The organism is Nocardia sp. NPDC055053 (genome assembly GCF_053608285.1).
In genome coordinates, this window is the sequence record NZ_JBSGVD010000008.1 from 212,830 (window position 1) to 230,542 (window position 17,713).

General features: G+C 68.6%; 19 protein-coding genes. 4 read left to right on the forward strand and 15 right to left on the reverse strand.

The window, feature by feature from the left end; translation table 11 throughout:
• Positions 1–36: 36 nt before the first annotated feature.
• Positions 37–1,044: an HAD family hydrolase gene (locus ACWF82_RS11440; RefSeq protein ID WP_452500299.1), complete on the forward strand. Its 1,008-nt coding sequence runs from the start codon at positions 37–39 to the stop codon at positions 1,042–1,044.
• Between the two features lie 135 nt (positions 1,045–1,179).
• Here the strand turns inward: ACWF82_RS11440 and ACWF82_RS11445 are convergent, their stop codons facing one another.
• The 9 genes from ACWF82_RS11445 to ACWF82_RS11485 form a co-directional block, all read right to left on the reverse strand.
• Positions 1,180–2,196: a lysophospholipid acyltransferase family protein gene (locus tag ACWF82_RS11445; protein WP_452500301.1), complete on the reverse strand. Its 1,017-nt coding sequence runs from the start codon at positions 2,194–2,196 to the stop codon at positions 1,180–1,182.
• Entirely contained in the window at positions 2,193–3,227 is a 1,035-nt protein-coding gene (locus ACWF82_RS11450; protein WP_452500303.1) for an NAD-dependent epimerase/dehydratase family protein, read from the reverse strand. The genes ACWF82_RS11445 and ACWF82_RS11450 overlap by 4 nt, the downstream gene beginning before the upstream one ends.
• Before the next feature lie 204 nt (positions 3,228–3,431).
• The gene (locus tag ACWF82_RS11455; protein ID WP_003402602.1) at positions 3,432–3,533 is read right to left on the reverse strand and encodes a 30S ribosomal protein bS22; all 102 of its coding nucleotides are present in this window, start codon (positions 3,531–3,533) and stop codon (positions 3,432–3,434) included.
• Between the two features lie 187 nt (positions 3,534–3,720).
• Positions 3,721–3,990 (reverse strand): helix-turn-helix domain-containing protein, encoded by a 270-nt coding sequence (locus ACWF82_RS11460; protein WP_452500305.1) that lies wholly within the window; start codon positions 3,988–3,990, stop codon positions 3,721–3,723.
• A gap of 162 nt (positions 3,991–4,152) precedes the next feature.
• Positions 4,153–4,971 carry a pyrroline-5-carboxylate reductase gene (gene proC, locus ACWF82_RS11465; RefSeq protein WP_452500307.1) on the reverse strand — a complete coding sequence of 273 codons (819 nt, stop codon included), beginning with the start codon at positions 4,969–4,971 and terminating at the stop codon, positions 4,153–4,155.
• A gap of 28 nt (positions 4,972–4,999) precedes the next feature.
• Positions 5,000–5,866, reverse strand: a complete 867-nt coding sequence (locus ACWF82_RS11470; protein ID WP_452500309.1) for a thioesterase family protein — start codon at positions 5,864–5,866, stop codon at positions 5,000–5,002.
• 85 nt (positions 5,867–5,951) lie between these two features.
• Complete coding sequence (locus tag ACWF82_RS11475; protein WP_452500311.1) at positions 5,952–6,818, reverse strand: sugar phosphate isomerase/epimerase family protein; 867 nt, start codon at positions 6,816–6,818, stop codon at positions 5,952–5,954.
• A 15-nt stretch (positions 6,819–6,833) separates the two neighbouring features.
• Entirely contained in the window at positions 6,834–8,696 is a 1,863-nt protein-coding gene (locus tag ACWF82_RS11480; protein ID WP_452500313.1) for a hypothetical protein, read from the reverse strand.
• Positions 8,693–9,676: a Ppx/GppA phosphatase family protein gene (locus tag ACWF82_RS11485; protein WP_452500315.1), complete on the reverse strand. Its 984-nt coding sequence runs from the start codon at positions 9,674–9,676 to the stop codon at positions 8,693–8,695. The genes ACWF82_RS11480 and ACWF82_RS11485 overlap by 4 nt, the downstream gene beginning before the upstream one ends.
• Before the next feature lie 65 nt (positions 9,677–9,741).
• Here ACWF82_RS11485 and ACWF82_RS11490 point away from each other — a divergent pair, with 65 nt between their 5' ends.
• Both ACWF82_RS11490 and ACWF82_RS11495 read left to right on the forward strand, forming a co-directional pair.
• On the forward strand, positions 9,742–10,620 hold the full coding sequence (locus tag ACWF82_RS11490) for a hypothetical protein (protein WP_452500316.1): 879 nt from the start codon (positions 9,742–9,744) through the stop codon (positions 10,618–10,620).
• 70 nt (positions 10,621–10,690) lie between these two features.
• On the forward strand, positions 10,691–11,020 hold the full coding sequence (locus tag ACWF82_RS11495; protein ID WP_452500318.1) for a hypothetical protein: 330 nt from the start codon (positions 10,691–10,693) through the stop codon (positions 11,018–11,020).
• Between the two features lie 191 nt (positions 11,021–11,211).
• Here ACWF82_RS11495 and ACWF82_RS11500 read toward each other — a convergent pair whose 3' ends face one another.
• From ACWF82_RS11500 to ACWF82_RS11510, 3 genes are all read right to left on the reverse strand, one after another.
• On the reverse strand, positions 11,212–11,901 hold the full coding sequence (locus ACWF82_RS11500) for a response regulator (protein ID WP_452500320.1): 690 nt from the start codon (positions 11,899–11,901) through the stop codon (positions 11,212–11,214).
• Positions 11,898–13,136: a sensor histidine kinase gene (locus ACWF82_RS11505; RefSeq protein WP_452500322.1), complete on the reverse strand. Its 1,239-nt coding sequence runs from the start codon at positions 13,134–13,136 to the stop codon at positions 11,898–11,900. The genes ACWF82_RS11500 and ACWF82_RS11505 overlap by 4 nt, the downstream gene beginning before the upstream one ends.
• A gap of 129 nt (positions 13,137–13,265) precedes the next feature.
• Positions 13,266–13,652 (reverse strand): winged helix-turn-helix transcriptional regulator, encoded by a 387-nt coding sequence (locus ACWF82_RS11510; RefSeq protein WP_452500324.1) that lies wholly within the window; start codon positions 13,650–13,652, stop codon positions 13,266–13,268.
• Between the two features lie 110 nt (positions 13,653–13,762).
• Between ACWF82_RS11510 and ACWF82_RS11515 the strand changes: the two genes are divergently transcribed.
• Positions 13,763–14,539: an NADPH-dependent F420 reductase gene (locus tag ACWF82_RS11515; protein WP_452500326.1), complete on the forward strand. Its 777-nt coding sequence runs from the start codon at positions 13,763–13,765 to the stop codon at positions 14,537–14,539.
• Positions 14,540–14,589: 50 nt separating this feature from the next.
• Here ACWF82_RS11515 and ACWF82_RS11520 read toward each other — a convergent pair whose 3' ends face one another.
• The 3 genes from ACWF82_RS11520 to ACWF82_RS11530 form a co-directional block, all read right to left on the reverse strand.
• The gene (locus tag ACWF82_RS11520; RefSeq protein WP_452500328.1) at positions 14,590–15,492 is read right to left on the reverse strand and encodes a hypothetical protein; all 903 of its coding nucleotides are present in this window, start codon (positions 15,490–15,492) and stop codon (positions 14,590–14,592) included.
• 155 nt (positions 15,493–15,647) lie between these two features.
• Entirely contained in the window at positions 15,648–16,352 is a 705-nt protein-coding gene (locus tag ACWF82_RS11525; protein WP_452500330.1) for an ESX secretion-associated protein EspG, read from the reverse strand.
• On the reverse strand, positions 16,349–17,713 hold the full coding sequence (locus ACWF82_RS11530; protein ID WP_452500332.1) for a hypothetical protein: 1,365 nt from the start codon (positions 17,711–17,713) through the stop codon (positions 16,349–16,351). The genes ACWF82_RS11525 and ACWF82_RS11530 overlap by 4 nt, the downstream gene beginning before the upstream one ends.

Consider the following 17,713-nt stretch of genomic DNA (forward strand, 5'->3'; position numbering starts at 1 on the left):
GACTAGCGGAGGGTACTGGTGCCGGAACGTTCGAAGGTGGCTAGGGCCGGATTCGTCGCAGGGCGATTCGGGGAGTTCCCTGCGCGGTGGCAGCCAAGCCGCCTCGGCCAGGAACTGCAGGAACAGTTCGCACGGCTGCCGCGCAGCCCGTTCGGGCCGAGCGAGGAGGAGCTGCGCGCCAACCTGGCCGGTGAGGCCAGCGCCGACGCCGCGCTCACCCTGCACGATGCCGAACTCGCCGAACAGGGCGACGGCGCGGGCCCCGAGGTACCGCGTGACCTGACGGCGGCGGCGTTCTTCGACGTCGACAACACCCTGGTGCAGGGCGCCTCGATCGTGCACTTCGCCCGCGGGCTGGCCGCGCGCAAATACTTCAAGACCTCCGACCTGGTCGACGTCGCCTGGAAGCAGGTGAAGTTCCGGGTCACAGGCAAGGAGAACTCCTCCGACATGGCCTCGGGCCGGGAGAAGGCGCTCAGCTTCATCGCGGGCCGCCCGACCGCCGAACTCGCCGCGCTCGGCGAGGAGATCTACGACGAGATCATCGCCGACAAGATCTGGCCCGGCACCCGCGCGCTCGCCCAGATGCACCTGGACGCGGGCCAGCAGGTCTGGCTGGTGACCGCGACGCCGGTGGAGCTGGCCAACGTCATCGCCAAGCGCCTCGGCCTGACCGGAGCCCTCGGCACGGTCGCCGAGAGCGTCGACGGCAAGTTCACCGGCCGGCTGGTCGGTGACATCCTGCACGGCCTCGGCAAGGCGCACGCGGTGCGCACCCTGGCCATCCGTGAGGGCCTCAACCTCAAGCGCTGCACGGCCTACTCCGACAGCCACAACGACGTGCCCATGCTGTCGCTGGTCGGCACCGCGGTCGCGATCAATCCCGACTCGGACCTGCGCGAGGTCGCCAAGAACCGGGGCTGGGAGATCCGCGACTTCCGCACCGGCCGCAAGGCCGCCAAGATCGGCGTCCCCACCGCGCTCGCGCTGGGTGCGGCAGGCGGCGCGGTCGCGGCAGCCATCACCCGCAAACGAGCAGGCTGACTGTCCCGCCTCCCCGCGAATTTTGCGTGCCGTCCGGGAGCTCGACAGTTCGCTCTCGGGCTCGCGTCATGCATGGGGCACCTGGGAGGTGAGTGGGGAGTTACCCACGTCCTCACGTGATCAGCGGGTCGCGCCCTAGCCCATCACGGTGTTTCGGCGCTTGGCGAGCAGTTTGTAGAGGGTCTGCTGGATTGTTTCCCTCACCTGGTCGGTGACCTCGAACATCGTCATCGGGTCGTCGGCCTCTTCCGGCTCGTAGGCCGAGGTGGCGATCGGCTCGCCGAATTCGATGTACCACTTCGACGGCAGCGGAATCGCGCCGAGCGGGCCAAGGTGCGGGAACAGCGGGGTCACCGGGAAGTACGGCAGGCCGAGCAGGCGGGCCAGCGGCTTGATGTCGGCCAGCTTCGGGTAGATCTCCTCGGAGCCGACGATCGAGCACGGGATGATCGGTACCCCGGTGCGCACGGCAGCAGAGACGAATCCGCCGCGGCCGAAGCGCTGCAGCTTGTAGCGGTCGGCGTAGTTCTTGCCGACGCCCTTGAAGCCCTCGGGGAACACACCCGCGATCTGGCCGGAACGCAGCAGACGCTCGGCATCGGGGTGGCAGGCCAGCGTGTGCCCGGCCTTGCGGGCCAGCGCACCGAGCATCGGCAGCTCGAAGATCAGGTCGGCGGCCAGCAGCCGTAACGCGCGCCTGCTCGGATGCTTGTCGTGGATGGCCAGCTGCAGCATCAGCCCGTCGAGCGGCACGGTGCCCGCGTGGTTGGCGACGATCAGCGCGCCACCGGACGCGGGGATGTTCTCGATGCCCGCGACCTCGACCCGGAACCAGTAATCCGCCAGCGGCCGCAGGGCGGGCAGGATGACCGACTCGAGCAGGTGCTCGTCGTAGCCGAACTCGTCGACCTGGTAGTCGCCCGCGAACCTGCGCCGGGCGAACTCAGCGGCGCTCTCGATCTGCGCGCCGAGGGCGTCACGGACGACCTCGGACAGGGTCTTCGGCGGCCTGGTCGGCATGCCGGGCCTGCGTTCGCTCAGCGAGGTGACCGGGGTGGCCTGCACCGGCTGGTCAGGCCAGCGCCGCGCCGGTGGTCGTTGTCGGGCCTCGACATTCACGTCGAGACGAATTACTTTCGCTCCCTCGTTCATGTATGCGCTCCCGAACCGGCCCCGATGAGGCCGAGCAGTTTGGTTTCTGCGGCGTCGATCCATGCCGGATCGAAGACGGGCCGCAACGCTGCGCCCGCGATGAAATCGTCGAATGCCTGGACCGTGGTCCAGCGGGGGGTGAAACCGAGTTCGGTCCGCATGCGGGTCGTATCGAGCCCGCAACCGAAGTAGAAGTAGTCGGGTTGTTCGCCACTGAATCCGCGCATGACCGGGCCCATCAGCGTGCGCCCGACAGTGCGGAAAACGAAGAACGGCACCGGCGCGACTATGCGCCCTGCCCGGCGGATCGCCTGCGACATGGCCAGCGCGCCGTCGCCCGCGATATTCACGGTGCCGCCGCGCGCGCGTAATGCGGCGTGCACCAGTACGGCGACAGCATCTTCCTCGTGCAGCAATTGCAGCCTGGCTTCGCGACCGAGCACGGTCGGCGTGATCGGCGAACGCAGATATTGCACGCCGCGATCGGCCAGCCGGGGACCCACGATCGGCGCGAAACGCAGAATCGATGCGGAAATATCGGGCCTGCGCCGCGCCATTCCGCGCACCAGCGCTTCGATATCGATCATGTCGCGCGCAAACCAACCGGGCGGTGGGGTACGCGCGCCCATTTCCTCGGTGAATTTCACCGGATCCTTGGCGCTGCAGCCGTACACCGCCGAGGACGACCGGACGACAACGCGCCGCACCGACGGCGCCTTCTGACACACGGCGAGCAACTGCATCGTGCCGAGGACGTTGAGATCCTTCATCACCGCGCGACCGCCACCGGCGGGCGGACGGCTGAGCACGGCCGCGTGCACGACGGTGTCGACGTCGTTGCCCTCGACGACCTTGCGGATCAGCGGATTCCTGATGTCGGCGCGCACGAACTCGGCGCTGCCCATGCGACGGCGGAGCTCCCGGCTCGGGGTCATCGTGTCGACGGCGATCACGCGCTCGACACCCGGTTCCGCGGCGAGCCGGGACGCGACGTTGCTACCGAAGAAGCGGCTGGCTCCGGTCACCAGCACTACCTTCGGTACGTGTCGTTCCCGTGTATCAGAACTCGGACCTGGCCCCACTCAAAGCCCCCTGCTTCTAGTGTTTTCCCGCGTACCAGAGTAGCCGCATTCGCGCCACCCACCGACACGATCAACAAGCTTTTAACGATGACGCTGTAAGAAAACACAAGCCCGCCACCTCCGAAGGTGACGGGCTCGCGTAGGCACGCAGGCTTACTTGCCGAGTTTGCGCCGCTGAACACGCGTGCGGCGAAGCAGCTTGCGGTGCTTCTTCTTCGACATACGCTTGCGGCGCTTCTTGATCACAGAACCCATAGGGTTTCCTCGCGTTTCTCTACTCGGCATACACACGCGGTGTCGCGTGCGTCGTCTGGTGCCCGCGCCGCCGGGGCGCACCGGACACCACGAAGCGGTGCCACCGGCAGGCGGACACGAACCGAGGGTTCATGCTACCGGGACACCCGAGCAGTGACGAAACCGCCCTTGTACCTGGCGGGCTGGTTCAACCCGCGTCGAAGTAGGACGTCTCCAGGTAGTCGTGCACCGCCTTCGCGTGCACCCGGAACGAGCGGCCGACCCGCACCGCGGGCAGTTCACCCGAGTGCACGAGCCGATACACCGTCATCTTCGACACCCGCATGAGATCGGCGACTTCGGCGACGGTAAGAAACTGTGTGCCACCGCCGATCACCGGTTGTCCCTGCGTGGAGCCGGCCCGCGGACCGGATGGACCCGATCCACCGCCCGACGCCGGTGAATTACTTGCAGACATTCTGTTCGCAGACATCATGGCACCATTGACCTCCGGCACGTCCGCGCCACCGGCTTCCCCACCGGCGGAACAGACACGCACGTGCTTCTACGAGCTTAGCGGGACCAGTGGGATTACTGCGACGGGTGTGAGAAATCGGTTTTCATCCCGGGTACCCGATCGTCATTCGTGCGACGCGCCCTGTTCCGCGGAACGTTGCTTGGAGGCGTGTAGCGCCTCGATGAACGCCGACCGCAACGCGCCGCGCTCGAGCACCCGCAGCGCCGCCGCCGTCGTGCCTGCGGGCGAGGTGACCGCGGCCCGCAGATCGACAGCGCTCTGCCCGGTCTCGTCCAGCAGCGCGGCCGAGCCGATCATGGTCTGCACGACCAGCTGGCTGGCCACATCGCGCGTCAGCCCCAGGCTCACGCCCGCATCGATCATCGCCTCGACGACGAGGAAGAAATACGCCGGTCCCGAGCCCGACACCGCGGTGACCGCGTCCATCTGGGCTTCGGGCACCGTCGCCACCTGACCGACGGCCTCCAGCATCTCGCCGACGATCTCCAGCTGCTCGGCATCGGTGTAGCGGCCCGCGGAGAGCACGCTCATGCCCTGCCCGACCAGCATCGGCGTGTTCGACATGACCCGGACCACCGCGAAGCCCGCGGGCAGCTTGGACTCCAGCCGCGCGGTGGTGACGCCCGCCGCCAGCGAGACGAGCACCTGCTCCCGGCCGGTATCCAGGTCGGCCTTGGACAGGTCGGTGAGCACCGAGTCGACATCGCCCGGCTTGACCGCGACGACGACGATGTCGGCCCCGACGACCGCGTCGGCGACCGATCCGGTCACCCGGATCTTGAACCGCTCGGCGAGCTGGGCCGCCCGCGCGGCGACCGGCTCGACGACGACCAGATCCTTGGTCGCCCTGCCGGATTCCAGCAATCCGGCGACCAGCGCCTCACCGATCCGCCCGCCACCGACCACCGCAATTCTCGTCATACAGACAAGGTTAGTGGTGCGGTGTCCCTTAGCGCGCCGCCGGGATCAGCGCTAGCTGGCGGCTCTGGGCGACGACGGCGCCGGTGGAGTCGATGACCAGCTGGTCCTCGTCGAACATGCGCTCACCGACCTCACGGGCGGTCGCGATGACCCGCAGCCAGCCGGGGGCGGGGATGCGGCGCAGGTAGGTGGTCATCTGGACGGTCGGCGACCAGCCGAAGTGGCCGAGGTTCATCGGCACCGGCGGGCTCATGTCGGCGGCCATCATGGCGAAGGCGGCGCGCACGCGCGGATCGGCCTCGTCGCCGTCGAGCGGACGGATCCACAGCCGCGCCCGGGGCGGGCCGGTCTCGCCGCGGGCGAAGTCGGCCCAGTTCGCGTCGAGGTAGACCCGCGACACCTCGCCGACGTGCACGATCTTGCCCATCGGCGAATCGGGCGTGTACTCGAGCGCGGTGGCGTCCGGCTCGGCCGGCATGTCGGTGCCGGTGTCGCTCCAGCGGGCGCCGTCGGCGTCGAGGTGGCCGAAGGTGAAGGCGGTGCGCACCAGCGTGCGCCCGTCCTGGATCAGCTCCGCGTCGGCGAGGCAGATCTGGCGGCCCTTCTTACGGATGTGGACCGCGTACTCGACCTCGCCCGGCTCGGGGGCGCCGAGGAAGTCGGAGCTGGCCGAGATGGGCGCCATCTGCGCGAGCGCGGGGTCCGCCTCGGTGAGCCAGCGGGTGGCCGCGGCGGCGCTGGCGGCGACCATGGTGCCGCCGTGCACCTTGGGACCGATGGTCCAGGTGGGCGCGATGATGCCGACGTAGCGCCCGGTGTCGGCATCGGTGGTGGGGAGCTCGGTCAGGTCGACCACCTGACTGAACGGCGCGTCGGTCGCGAGTTCTCGCGTCATCGTCACTCCTGGTCGCTGTGCAATGGCAATTCGTACAGCGTACAAGCAGGCAGCGGCGACCACCATGGCGCGGCGGTGTGATGTGTCAGGTGCGGTCGGCGTGGGTCGCGCCGGTGAGGTGCCTGCGCGCGAAATCAAGCGTGCGCCCCAGCAGCGCCGAGCGCTCGGCGGTGGTCCGCGCGGTCTGGGTGTTGATCTCGGCCACCGCGTGCCCGGTGAAGCCGGTATGCACCAGGTACTCGCACAGCTGCGCGCACGGCTGGGTGCCCTCGCCGGGGACCAGGTGCTCGTCGTGGGCGGCGCCGCGACCGTCGGCCAGGTGCAGGTGCACCAGGCCATCGCCCATCCGCCGCGCCAGCTCCAGCGCGTCGGCGCCCGCGGTCGCGGTGTGCGACAGATCGAGGGTGTAGTGCTGGAAACCGATGTCGGTGGGATCGAACGACGGGCTGAACGCGCTGACCGCCCGGCCCGGCCCCGATCGGCGTTCCAGCCTGCGCACCGCGCCCTCGCGGAACAGGGTGTCGGCCCGCATCGGGAACATGTTCTCGACCGCGACCTTCACCGGATAGCTCGCCTCTAGCTCACCGACCTGGTCGGCGAAGCCCTTGGCGTAGCGGCGCTGCCAGCGAAACGGCGGATGCACCACCACGGTGTCGGCGCCGAGCGCCTGCGCGGTGCGCACGCTGCGTTCCAGCTTGGCCACCGGGTCGGCGCCCCAAACTCGTTGAGAGATCAGCAGACACGGCGCGTGCACGGCGAGCACCGGAACGCCGTAGCGCTTGACGTAGGACTGCACGGTCGCGATGTCCTGGCTGGCCGGTTCGGCCCACACCATCAATTCCACACCGTCGTAACCCAATTCGGCCGCGTAGCGGAACGCCGCCTGCGTGTTCTCCGGATATACCGACGCCGTCGACAGCCCGATTCCGATGTCCGCCCGCGCGTTCCCCACAGCCCACTCCCTGCTTCAGCTGGTACTGAGGAGAAAGGCTAGCGGTCCCAGCGTCACGAAGACGCCTACGACGACGGCGATCACAGTGCTGAAGATGTCGTCGGTGCGGCGCAGCACCCGGACCAGGGCGACGAGTCCGAGGATCACGACCATCGCGAGGGCGAGCGCCACCCACGGCAGCGTCTCCCACATCGTCTCGAAACCCTTGAACAGCAACATGCCCGCGACCGCGGCGCCGACGCTCTGCCCGGCGAGGATCAGCCACTGACGGCGGTTGGCGTCGTCGGTGGCGCTACGCGCGGAGCGGGCACCGGCCCGGCCTGCCGCCATCCGGCTCGCACCCGCCCGGCTCGCGGCCATCCGGCTCGCCGCGCGCGACTTGGCCCGGCGCGCCACCTTGGACGCGGCGGCCTTGGTCGCGGCCCGCCTGCTCGCCCTGGTCGGCTTCGACTCGGGCTCGTAGTCGTCGTAGTCGTCCTCGTCGTCGTACTCGCCGTCGTCGTACTCGGCGTCGGAGTAGTCGTTGTCGGCGTAGTCACGGTCGACGTAGTCGGACTCGGCGTAGTCGTCGGTGTCGGGGTCGGCGCCCGGCTGCTCGCCGCCGACGCGATAGACCTCGGTGCGCGCGTCGGCGTCGTCGGCGCGCTGCCGCAGCAGGTCACCGGCCACCGACTGACCGGCGATCAGGGGCTGTTCCTGGCTGACCGGCGACCACGCGGCCGTGGCGAAACCACCGCTGTCGGGTGCGGACTCCGCGTCGTCGGGACGATGTCTGCGCGCCGACCACGACGGCAGTCCGCTCTTCTTCCCGGCATCGGGTGCGGACCGTCGCCGATCCAGCGACGGCCGCTGATCGGCCTCGGGAGCCTGCGGCCAGCCGGTCCCCCGCGCCTGCGGGGCGTCCGGAGCGGGCTCGAAGGCCTGGGCGGCGTCGTCCGGGCGCCGACCGAGAGCCGCGTCGACATCGGCGAAACCGCCGAAGCCGGGGACCGAATCCGGACGTGGCCCGAAGGCAGGTCCCGCATCGGGGTAGCCGCCGAAGGCCGGTGCATCGGCGCCCGGATAACCGTTGAACGGTGGCGCGTCCTGGCGGCCGTTGAAGGCACTCGGGGGCTCGTAGTCATAGCCGGCGGGCGCGTAACCGGACGGCTCCGCGACAGGCGCTGCGGCCGCTTCCTCCGCGGCCTCGGCTGCCCGCCTGCGCGCGGCGCGGCCACCGGTGACCGGGGGCGCCTGCGGCGGCTCGGGAATCTCTTCCGGATCGGGCTTACGCCGGCGGCCACCGGCGGCTCCCGGCACCGCGGGCAGCGCGCCGGAGCCGAACATCTCGGCGATGCCTGGATCGACCGGCTGCGCAGAACCGGGCGCGCCGAGCCTGCCGGGACCACGTCCGTTGGCGCGGGCCGGGGTATCGCGTGCCGAGGTGTCGCGCGCCTCGGCCCGGAACGGACCGAACGGGTCGGACGACGGGCGCGAGCCCGCCACGCCGAGCGGATCGTTCGGGTCGGGAGCGGAGAACCCCGAGTGGGGGTCGAAGCGGGTGATCGGCCCTGACATCGGCGAGAACGCCGGCTCGGCCGGGCCCGGCGGCGGATACGGCGCGGGCTCATAACTCGCGGGCGCTGCATAGCTCGCGGGTGGTTCGTAACTCGCCGGTTCCGGCGCGGGCTGGTAGGTCGGGGCGGCCGGTTCTGGCGCGGGCGCGGCGTGCGAGTTCGGCTTGACGGCCGCGTTCTCACCGGTCAGATCGTTGACCGAGAGTCCACGCCCGCTGCGTCTGCGACGGCCACCGCCACCCGACGGCGCCGAGGCGCCCTGCGCGGCATTGCGCGCGAGCAGCTCGGCGACGGATAGCTGTTTCGAATCCTCACCACTCATGCCGACTCCGCTCTCGCCACCGGTTCGGCCGGCGGCAGGATGACCGGGCCTCCATTGGGCTCGCTGTCCAGTTTGCGCAGGATCAGGCCTTCACGCAGCGCCCATGGGCAGATCTCGATGCTGTCGAGCGACAACGCCCGCATACTCGCCTCCGCGACCAGTGCGCCGGCCACCAACTGCTGGGACCGGTCCGAACTCACACCTTCCAGCTCGGCGCGGTCGGACGCGGTCATCCGGGAGATGAACGCGATCAGCTGGCGCAAACCGGAGCTGGTCAGTGTACGGCGCACCCGTGGGCCTGCGGCCGAGGGTGCCGCACCGGTCAGCCTGGCCAGCGAACGGAACGTCTTCGATGTGCCGACGGCCAGCTCCGGCTTGCCCGGCTCGAGCAGGGTCTTGCTCGGCCCGACCAGTTCCGCGTCGAGCCAGTCGCGCAGGACCGCGATCTTGCGCTTGCCCGGTGGATCGTCGCGCAGCCACTCCCTGGTGAGCCTGCCCGCGCCGAGTTGCAGCGACAGCGCGACGTCGGGTTCCTCGTCGCCGCCGTTGGACATCTCCAGCGAGCCGCCGCCGATGTCGAGATTGATGATGCGACCGGCGCTCCAGCCGAACCAGCGGCGCACCGCGAGGAACGTCAGCCTTGCCTCGTCCTCGCCGGAGAGCACCTCCAGATCGACACCGGTCAGGGCGCGAACCCGGGCCAGCACCTCCTCGGAGTTGCTCGCCTCACGCAGCGCCGAGGTCGCGAACGGCATCAGCTCGACGCACTTGGAGCTGCGGGCCAGATCGGCGAATTCGGCGATGGTCGCGACCAGCCGCGCCTCACCGGCCTCGGTGATCCGCCCGTCGCCGTCCATGTTCTCCGACAGCCGTAACGCCGACTTCGACGAGCTCATCGGCATCGGGTGTCCACCACGATGCGCGTCCACCACGAGCAGGTGAACGGTATTGCTTCCGACATCGAGAACACCAAGCCGCACAGGAATACGGTACTTGGTGATCCCGTCCTACAGGCCAGGCGACTGAACTGTTAGCGTCATCAGTTGTGACCGAAGGCGCATCTGGCTCCGCGGAGACCGGGCTCCGACCTGGGCGAAAGATCGATCCGAGCCCCGAGGTCGAGCTCGACTTCCCGCGCGAATGGATCGAGTTCACCGACCCAGCAAACGACGAGCACCAGATCGTCGCTGACCTGACCTGGCTGCTGTCGCGCTGGTCGTGTGTATTCGGCACACCCGCCTGTCAGGGGATCATCGCCGACCGCCCCGACGACGGATGCTGCTCGCACGGCGCCTTCCTCGCCGACAAGGACGACCGCAAGCGCCTGGCGGCTGCTGTGAAGATGCTCACACCCGAAGACTGGCAGCTGATGGGCGAGGCCACCGAGAAGGGCAAGGTGGTCAAGAAGGGTTACCTCGAACTCGACGAGCTCGAGGACGAACCCGCCCTGCGCACCCGCCGCTTCGACGGTGCCTGCATCTTCCTCAACCGCCCCGGTTTCGCCGCTGGCCCCGGCTGCGCGCTGCACATCATGGCGGTGCGCAAGGGCATCGAACCGCTCGAGGTGAAACCCGACGTCTGCTGGCAGCTGCCGATCCGCCGCACCCAGGACTGGGTGGAGCGCCCCGACGGCGAACAGATCCTGCGCACCGTGGTCACCGAGTACGACCGCCGCGGCTGGGGCCCCGGCGGCCTCGACCTGGATTGGTACTGCACCGGCTCCCCCGACGCGCACGTCGGCGCCAAGCCGGTGTGGCAGTCCTACGGCCCGGAACTGCGCGAGCTGCTCGGCGCGCCCGCCTACGAGGAACTGGCCAGGCTCTGCCGCAGGCGCGAGGGTCTCGGCCTGATCGCGGTGCATCCGGCGACGGTCGAAGCCGAGCGAATGCGAACCGAGGATCACATTTCGGATCAGTCAGCGTGAAATCCTCGCAACCTGCTGGTTCATGTGTAGGTCGTGCAAATGTCATCAAGATCGGGTTGGATCGCTGTTCATGTCGAAGAAAGCGCTTTCCCTGGCGACCCTCGTGATCGGCGCCACCCTCTCCATGACCGGCCTGGCCACTGCCGAGCCGAACGGTGATCCGGCCGCGTACGCCGACTTCACCTCGAGCTTCGTGAACTACAACGACCCGGCCGCGCTCGACGCCGCCAAGAACGGCAAGTACATCATCGTCAGCGCCACCGGCACCTCCACCACCATCGCCTGCCGCGGCAATGGCGCCGACGTGCCGATCTACGACTGCATGCAGGAAGACGCCTTCGGCTGGCTCCCGCTCAAGAAGATCGACACCCCCATCGGCGCCGCCTGGAGCGCGCTGTAGCCGCCTCTCCGCGACTTTTGGCCAGATCTAGGCGCGGGGAGACCCGGGTACGCGGCTGGCGGTCAGGTGGCTGAGCGGCTTTGCCCGTACCCGGTGAGTTACCGATGTTCTCGCCGGATCGGTTATCCCGTCTTGAACGAACAGAGTCCCGTCGGAGGCCGACGGGACTCTGTTTTCGTTATGGGTTGCTGTCAGGCTTCGAGCTTGTAACCCAGGCCTCGCACGGTGACCAGGTGTTCCGGCTTGGCCGGGTCGGCCTCGATCTTGGAGCGCAGGCGCTTGACGTGCACGTCCAGGGTCTTGGTGTCACCGACGTAGTCGGCGCCCCAGACTCGGTCGATCAGCTGGCCGCGGGTGAGCACCCGGCCGGAGTTGCGCAGCAGGTACTCGAGCAGGTCGAACTCCTTGAGCGGCAGGGTAACCTGTCCGCCGTTGACGTGCACCGTGTGCCGGTCCACATCCATCCGCACCGGGCCCGCCTCCAGCACGCCGTTCTCGCTGCCGGAGTCCATCTCGTCGCCGGCGCCACGACGCAGCACGGCGCGGATGCGGGCGATCAGCTCACGCGCCGAATACGGCTTGGTGACATAGTCGTCGGCGCCCAGTTCCAGGCCGACGACCTTGTCGATCTCGCTGTCGCGCGCGGTCACCATGATCACCGGAACGCCGCTGCGGGTGCGCAGCTGCTTGCAGACATCGGTGCCGCTCATGCCGGGCAGCATGAGGTCGAGCAACACGATGTCGGCGCCGGAGCGATCGAATTCGGCCAGCGCGGACGGACCGTCGCCGACGACGGTGACGTCGAAGCCCTCCTTGCGCAGCAGGAACGCCAGCGGATCGGCCAGCGACTCCTCGTCTTCGACGATCAACACACTCGTCATCTGCGTGCCTCCACACCGTTCGTTCGTCCAGCAGGGGTGCGCTGGACGATGGTTTCTCTCGTGGCGAGCTCCGGCGTCTGCTCCGCGTCCTCGTCCCCATCGGTTTCCAGATGGGCGGGGATGCGCAGCGTGAACGTCGAGCCGGTGCCCAGTTTGCTCCACAGGGTGATCTCACCGTTGTGGTTGGCCGCCACGTGTTTGACGATGGCCAGGCCGAGCCCGGTGCCGCCGGTCGACCTCGAGCGGGCCTTGTCGGAGCGGAAGAACCGCTCGAACACCCGTTCCTGGTCTTCCTTGGCGATGCCGATGCCGCGGTCGGTGACTGCCATCGCGACGTGATCGCCACGCAACGACCGGCTCACCGACACGTGCGAGCCCTGCGGCGAGTACGCGATGGCGTTCTCGACCAGGTTCGACAGCGCGGTGACCAGCAAAGTCTCGTCGCCGAGCACTTCCAGCCCGCTGGGCCGGTCGGTGCTGACGGTGATGCCGGCGGCCTCGGCGGCGGTGCGCGACCGGTCGACGGCCTGCTGCACCACGGTGTCGACGTCGACGACGGCCAGATCAGGCAGCTTCTCGGCGCCCTGCAGCCGCGACAGCGCGATCAGCTCGGTCACCATCTTGCCGAGGCGCCGCGATTCGGCCAGCACGCGCGAACCGAAGTGGCGCACCGCGTCGGGATCGTCGGCGGATTCCAGCATGGCCTCGGCCAGCAGGCTCATCGCGCCGACGGGCGTCTTGAGCTCATGGCTGACATTGGCGACGAAATCGCGCCTGGTCGCTTCCATGCGCGCCTGCTCGGAGTCGTCGTCGGCGAAGAGCACGACGAAGCTGGTCTCCTCGCGCGACAGCTTGCGGGCGACGCCGCGCACGGCGATCCGGCCACGGCCGGGCAGCGGGTTCTTGGCGGTGAGGTCGTATTCGGCGGACTCCCCGGTGTCGAGCACCTTCTCCACCGCGGCCCACGCGCGTTCGTCGAGCAGCCGGTTGCGGACCAGGCCGAGTTCCTCGGCGCGCGGATTCACCAGCACCACGTCGCGGTATTCGTCGACGACGGCGATGCCGCTCTCGGAGGCGAGCACGATCAGATCGAGCACCTGCGACATCGTCAGCCCGGTGTCTTCCTGGGTGCGGGCGGCGTGCCTGGCGTTGACATACGGGATCAGCAGGCCCCCGACTGCCAGCCCGACGACAGCCGCGAGGACTGCCAACAGCACGGCCTGCGGAACACTCACGCTTTGATCGTACGAGTGCCGACCGACGTAGCGGTGGCGGGTCGTCGAAGTTTCGCGCAGGTCACAGGCCCTTGGCGTGGTGTTCTCGCGCCGTTCACCCGGCGGGCACCTGGAGCGTCGCCGGGCGTGTCAATCCGGCGGTTCGCCGTACATCGCGCGGGTCACCACGGCACCGTGCCGCTCGACCCATGTGCCGAGCGCATAAATCGGCTGGAGCAGATCGCGGCCCGCCTCGGTGAGTTCGTATTCGACCCGCGGCGGCGCTTCGGCGTAGCGCTGCCTGCGTACGAGCGTCATCTGCTCCATCCGCCGCAACGTCTGGGTGAGCATCTTCTGGCTGATCCCCCCGACGGCGGTACGCAGCTCACTGTGACGAAGCGGACCATCGCGCAGCATGTACACGATCACGGGCAACCAGGAATTCCCGAACAGATCGACGCCCATCCTGGCTGGACAGTCGGCCTCGAAGTCCCCGTAGGGCGGATACTCCGTCGGTTCGGCCGGTACGGCGGTCATGCGAACCAGCCTGCCACCGTCGATAGGCACCCGCGGGTGCCTATCGGGATTCCTAGCGTCGGTGTGGTCGTCGCCGCTGGGCGCGACATCACCGGAACACAGGAGTTGTCATGCGAATTGGGATCATCGGCGCGGGGGCGATGGCTGCCGCGCTGGGTGGTGGCTGGGCCGCGGCCGGTCACGAGGTGGTCATCGGCGCCCGTTCGGCCGAGGCCGCACACGAACTCGCCGCACGGATCAGCTCGACGCTTGGCGCTATGCCGCGCGGCACGAGTCGTGCCGACACGCGCAGTTCGGCGGCACAGGTCACCGACGTGCCGGGCATTACCGAACCCGTGTCTGCGGCGACGATCGCGGTACGCGCCGCCGGCATCGGAGCGACGATCGCGGGCGCCGAGGTTGTGCTGATGGCGGTGCCGGTGGACGCGCTCGCCGAACTACTCGGCGAACACGGCGGCGCGTTGGCCGGGAAGGTCGTCATCGATTGCACGAATGCTTTCCTGCCCGACGAGTTCGCGCCCGAGGGCGTCACCGCGTTCGTCCTGAGCGAGGACGCGGTGGCTGAACGGATCGCGGCGGGCGCGCCGAAGGCCCACGTGGTCAAGGCATTCAACCTGCTCGCGGCCGAGGTGTGGGCCGGTGCGGACCGAATCTTCGACGGTGTGCGCCTTGCCGTCCCGATCTGTGGCGACGACGCCGAGGCGATCCACACGGTGGCCACCCTCGCCGAAGATCTTGCACTGCAACCATTCCCGGCCGGTGGTCTGCACCGGGCGAGGTATCTGGAAGCCACCTCGGTGTTCACCGTAGGTCTCTGGTTCAGCGGCGCCGACGCCCGCGCAATGCTGCCGCCACTGTCGGCCGCGTTCGCGGTGGCCGACGCCTGATCCACCGAATGCCTTGCCCTCCGCTCTTGCGGCGGGTCAAGGCATGAGCCTCAGTCGAAGAGCTCGCTCGCGCGCGTCGCGGTCAAGGCCCGCACCAGCCAGGTGTTGAGCTGAGCGAGGTCGGTGGTCTCGACCAGTCGCGCCCGATGAGCAGCCGAGAGCTCGATACCCCTTCCAGTGAGCACCGTCAACACCGACCGCGCCGCTTGTTCAGCCCGACCTTGCTCGAGCCCTTGCTCGAGGCCCTGCTCGCGCCCCTGCTCACGCAGCCGCTGGGCCGACTCCGAACGGAAGAACGACAGATCGGTAGCCATTTGGTCCCTCCAAAGCTGGGCGGCGTCGGTATGTGAAATTCCTTGTTCGACGAGTTCGGCATAGAACGCGGTCTCATCGTCGTATCCCCGCCGGCGGAATGCCACGATGATCGCCTCCAGTATCGCACCGATCTCCGGCTCCCGGGCATGCGTGATCGCTGACAGTGCAGCCAACGGCAGGTCGTCGAGGACCTCGGCCGGATCGGTGATCGCGGGCACATTGTGCGGGCCCAGGACCAACGGCTGCAGTGTGAAGCTGGTCCAGCGCCGATACGTGACTGTCATCGGCTTACTCGCCCAGGTGGCGGTCTGCTTGTCATGGCATACGACAACCAGCACGACCGGTAGCTCGTACTTGTTGTGCAGGAAGGTGACGTAGTACGACCACGCCGCGATCCTCGTGACATCGCAGCTCGATTGCGCCTCTACGACGAGCAGGAACGTATCTTCCGCGGTCGTGACCCGCAGGACAGTGTCGGCTCGCCGTTCGACCGGGGCCGTCTCGGTGAGATCCACCGAAATCTGTTCCACAGCGATGGGATCGGGAAAAGGGAGATCGAGAACGTGGAAGGCGCGAGCGAACGCGACTGGATCATGGGTAAAGATCCCGTGCATCGCCTCATGCGACGAGCTGACCATGCAGGAAGGCTATCAATCTTCGAAAGTTTGTTCGAATCGGACAAACCTCCCTTCACGCCGGCCCCAGAAGGCATCGTGATGACGGGGACGGGCCAGCGGCCAGGTGCGGCAAGGCATCACGCACAACATTGGAGTAGTTCAGGACGGAGCCGAACTCAATCCTCGTGTGCACCAGCTGTCGCGATGGCTTCGATCGCGTCGATCAGGCGTTGCTTGCTCGCGGGTTCGATGTGCAGATCCTGGTATCGCCGGTAGGAGAGATAGCGGCCGTCGTCGGCCACGTCGAGCCAGGTCAGATGACGTGCGGGCGTTGGGCGTTCGGCGTGCAACCCCACTCTGGCCTCGATGTGTCCGGAGGCCGTGCGGCGGGTTTCGGTGAGGCGGTGCATGCGGGCGGCGATGGAATCGGGTGGGCGCTGCCAGGATTCGAAGTGCGCGGCCAGCCGGTCGATGTCCTCGACGAGATGGCCCGCCTCACCCGCCTGCAGCTCGCCGAGGAAGGAGGCGAAGGCGCGGGACACCATCCCGGCACTGCCGGAGAACACTTCGACGCTGTGATCGTCGTACTGCCGGATCACGACACCGCGCTCCCCCGACCGGGCGCCGTAGGCGCGCAGCCGGGGTCCGGCGTCGTCGAAGACCGCCAGCGCGGTGTCGGGTCTGGCCGCGTGCCGCAGCACCGCGGTCAGGTCCGGGTCGGCGCCGGTGGGCCAGCGCTGCGCCGCGGTCTTGGCGAGTGCCGCGTACTGGTCTTCGGTGTCGGCGGCCGAATACACGGTGAGTGGGAAGGGGTACCGGTCGTCACCGGTTTCCGCCTGCCAGACGTAGGCGAATTCGTCAGCGGTGAAGGTCCAGCTCACGATGCCCCCGCGCCGCCCTGGTCCTCCGCGAGTCGGGTCGCTGGTGCGTCGGACCCGATAGCTCCGGGCACCGTGGGCTGTTCCGGCCCGAGCAGCTCGGGCTGAACTCCGCGGAGGTAGTCGGGCGCCTGATGTTCGTCATCGTCGTCGCCTTTACCGCCGCGCGCGCCCGGCGCGCCCATCATGCCCGGCGAACCCATGCCACGCGCAGAGGCCGCACCCGCCGCACCGGAAAGGCCGGCGGCGGCGAGGTTTTGACCCGCGCCGACGGGCGAACGGCCCGGGACGGTACCGCCCGGACCGAGAGTGGCACCGCCACCCGAGCCTGCCCCACCACCCGGCGACCCACTCCCGGGCGATCCACCGGACGGGTTGATGCCGGTGCCCGGCGTTGCCGCGGCCGGTGCCGTTGCGGCGGGATTGGTGCTCGTCGGGTCGGCGCTGTTCTGCGCCTGGGTGTCGTCGTCGCCGTTGCTGTCCCCGGTATCCGTACCCTCCGATGAGGTGTCGTCGTCGCCGTCGGTCGATTCCGGCTGCGCGGTGTCCTCGGTGGTGGCGCCTGGGTCGCCGGAAGTCCCCTCGTCTGCGTTGTTTCCGGTACCACCGCCGGTGGTGCCGCCGTTGTTCGAGCCACCGCCGCCCGTGCCGGTGCCGGTGTCGCCGCCGGTACCCGGCTGGGTTGGCGCCACGAAAGTCGGCACATTCTCACCGGCGGGGCCATAGGTCGGCTTGTAGGTCATGTTCATCGCCGCGACAGCCTGGAGACGGCGGTCTTCCTTCTCCCGCGCGACAGTTGCCGCATCGCCGGGAACCACCAGTTCCGCCAGGTTCGCCGGCACCGAAGTACCGACATTGATCGCCTCGGTCGAGTTGACCGGCGCAGGCACAGCCACTTTCACCGCCTCGGCGCCATAAGCCGCGGCCTTCACCCGATGCCCGACGGCGGACAGCACCGTGTACACATCCGTCGCCTCGGTGACGAACCGCCGCCCCGCGGCTTCTCCCGCCGACGCGAACTCACCCTGCAGACTCGATATCGCCCGCGCCGTCTGCAGCATCAGCCCGGTCACCGCACCGGAGAGCTCCGTGAACATCTCGACCCACTCGTCACCGAACTGCTGCATCACCCCGGGCTGCATCTGCTGCACCGCGTTGTAGATGTCCTGGTGCGAAAGTCCTTCGAAGACTTCGAAATTAGCGATGTACTTCGGATCGGTCCCCCCGTGGCTGAGTGACTCCTGTTGCCGCTCAGCCCCCGTCTGCTGCTGCCGCCCGTTGGCCGTCGGCTCGAGCGGCGGTAGTCCGAATGTCGTCGAAAGAATGTCCGTCAGCGGAACCTGCGTTCCTCCCCCGTCCGCCAT

Excerpts from the sequence above, each read along its gene's own strand:
- ACWF82_RS11515 (WP_452500326.1), top strand. The coding sequence starts at position 13,763 with ATGCGAATTGGGATCATCGGCGCGGGGGCGATGGCTGCCGCGCTGGGT.
- proC (WP_452500307.1), bottom strand. The coding sequence starts at position 4,971 with ATGACGAGAATTGCGGTGGTCGGTGGCGGGCGGATCGGTGAGGCGCTG.
- ACWF82_RS11500 (WP_452500320.1), bottom strand. The coding sequence starts at position 11,901 with ATGACGAGTGTGTTGATCGTCGAAGACGAGGAGTCGCTGGCCGATCCG.
- ACWF82_RS11510 (WP_452500324.1), bottom strand. The coding sequence starts at position 13,652 with ATGACCGCCGTACCGGCCGAACCGACGGAGTATCCGCCCTACGGGGAC.
- ACWF82_RS11480 (WP_452500313.1), bottom strand. The coding sequence starts at position 8,696 with ATGAGTGGTGAGGATTCGAAACAGCTATCCGTCGCCGAGCTGCTCGCG.
- ACWF82_RS11495 (WP_452500318.1), top strand. The coding sequence starts at position 10,691 with ATGTCGAAGAAAGCGCTTTCCCTGGCGACCCTCGTGATCGGCGCCACC.
- ACWF82_RS11460 (WP_452500305.1), bottom strand. The coding sequence starts at position 3,990 with ATGTCTGCAAGTAATTCACCGGCGTCGGGCGGTGGATCGGGTCCATCC.
- ACWF82_RS11470 (WP_452500309.1), bottom strand. The coding sequence starts at position 5,866 with ATGACGCGAGAACTCGCGACCGACGCGCCGTTCAGTCAGGTGGTCGAC.
- ACWF82_RS11530 (WP_452500332.1), bottom strand. The coding sequence starts at position 17,713 with ATGGCGGACGGGGGAGGAACGCAGGTTCCGCTGACGGACATTCTTTCG.
- ACWF82_RS11455 (WP_003402602.1), bottom strand. The coding sequence starts at position 3,533 with ATGGGTTCTGTGATCAAGAAGCGCCGCAAGCGTATGTCGAAGAAGAAG.
- ACWF82_RS11520 (WP_452500328.1), bottom strand. The coding sequence starts at position 15,492 with ATGGTCAGCTCGTCGCATGAGGCGATGCACGGGATCTTTACCCATGAT.
- ACWF82_RS11445 (WP_452500301.1), bottom strand. The coding sequence starts at position 2,196 with ATGAACGAGGGAGCGAAAGTAATTCGTCTCGACGTGAATGTCGAGGCC.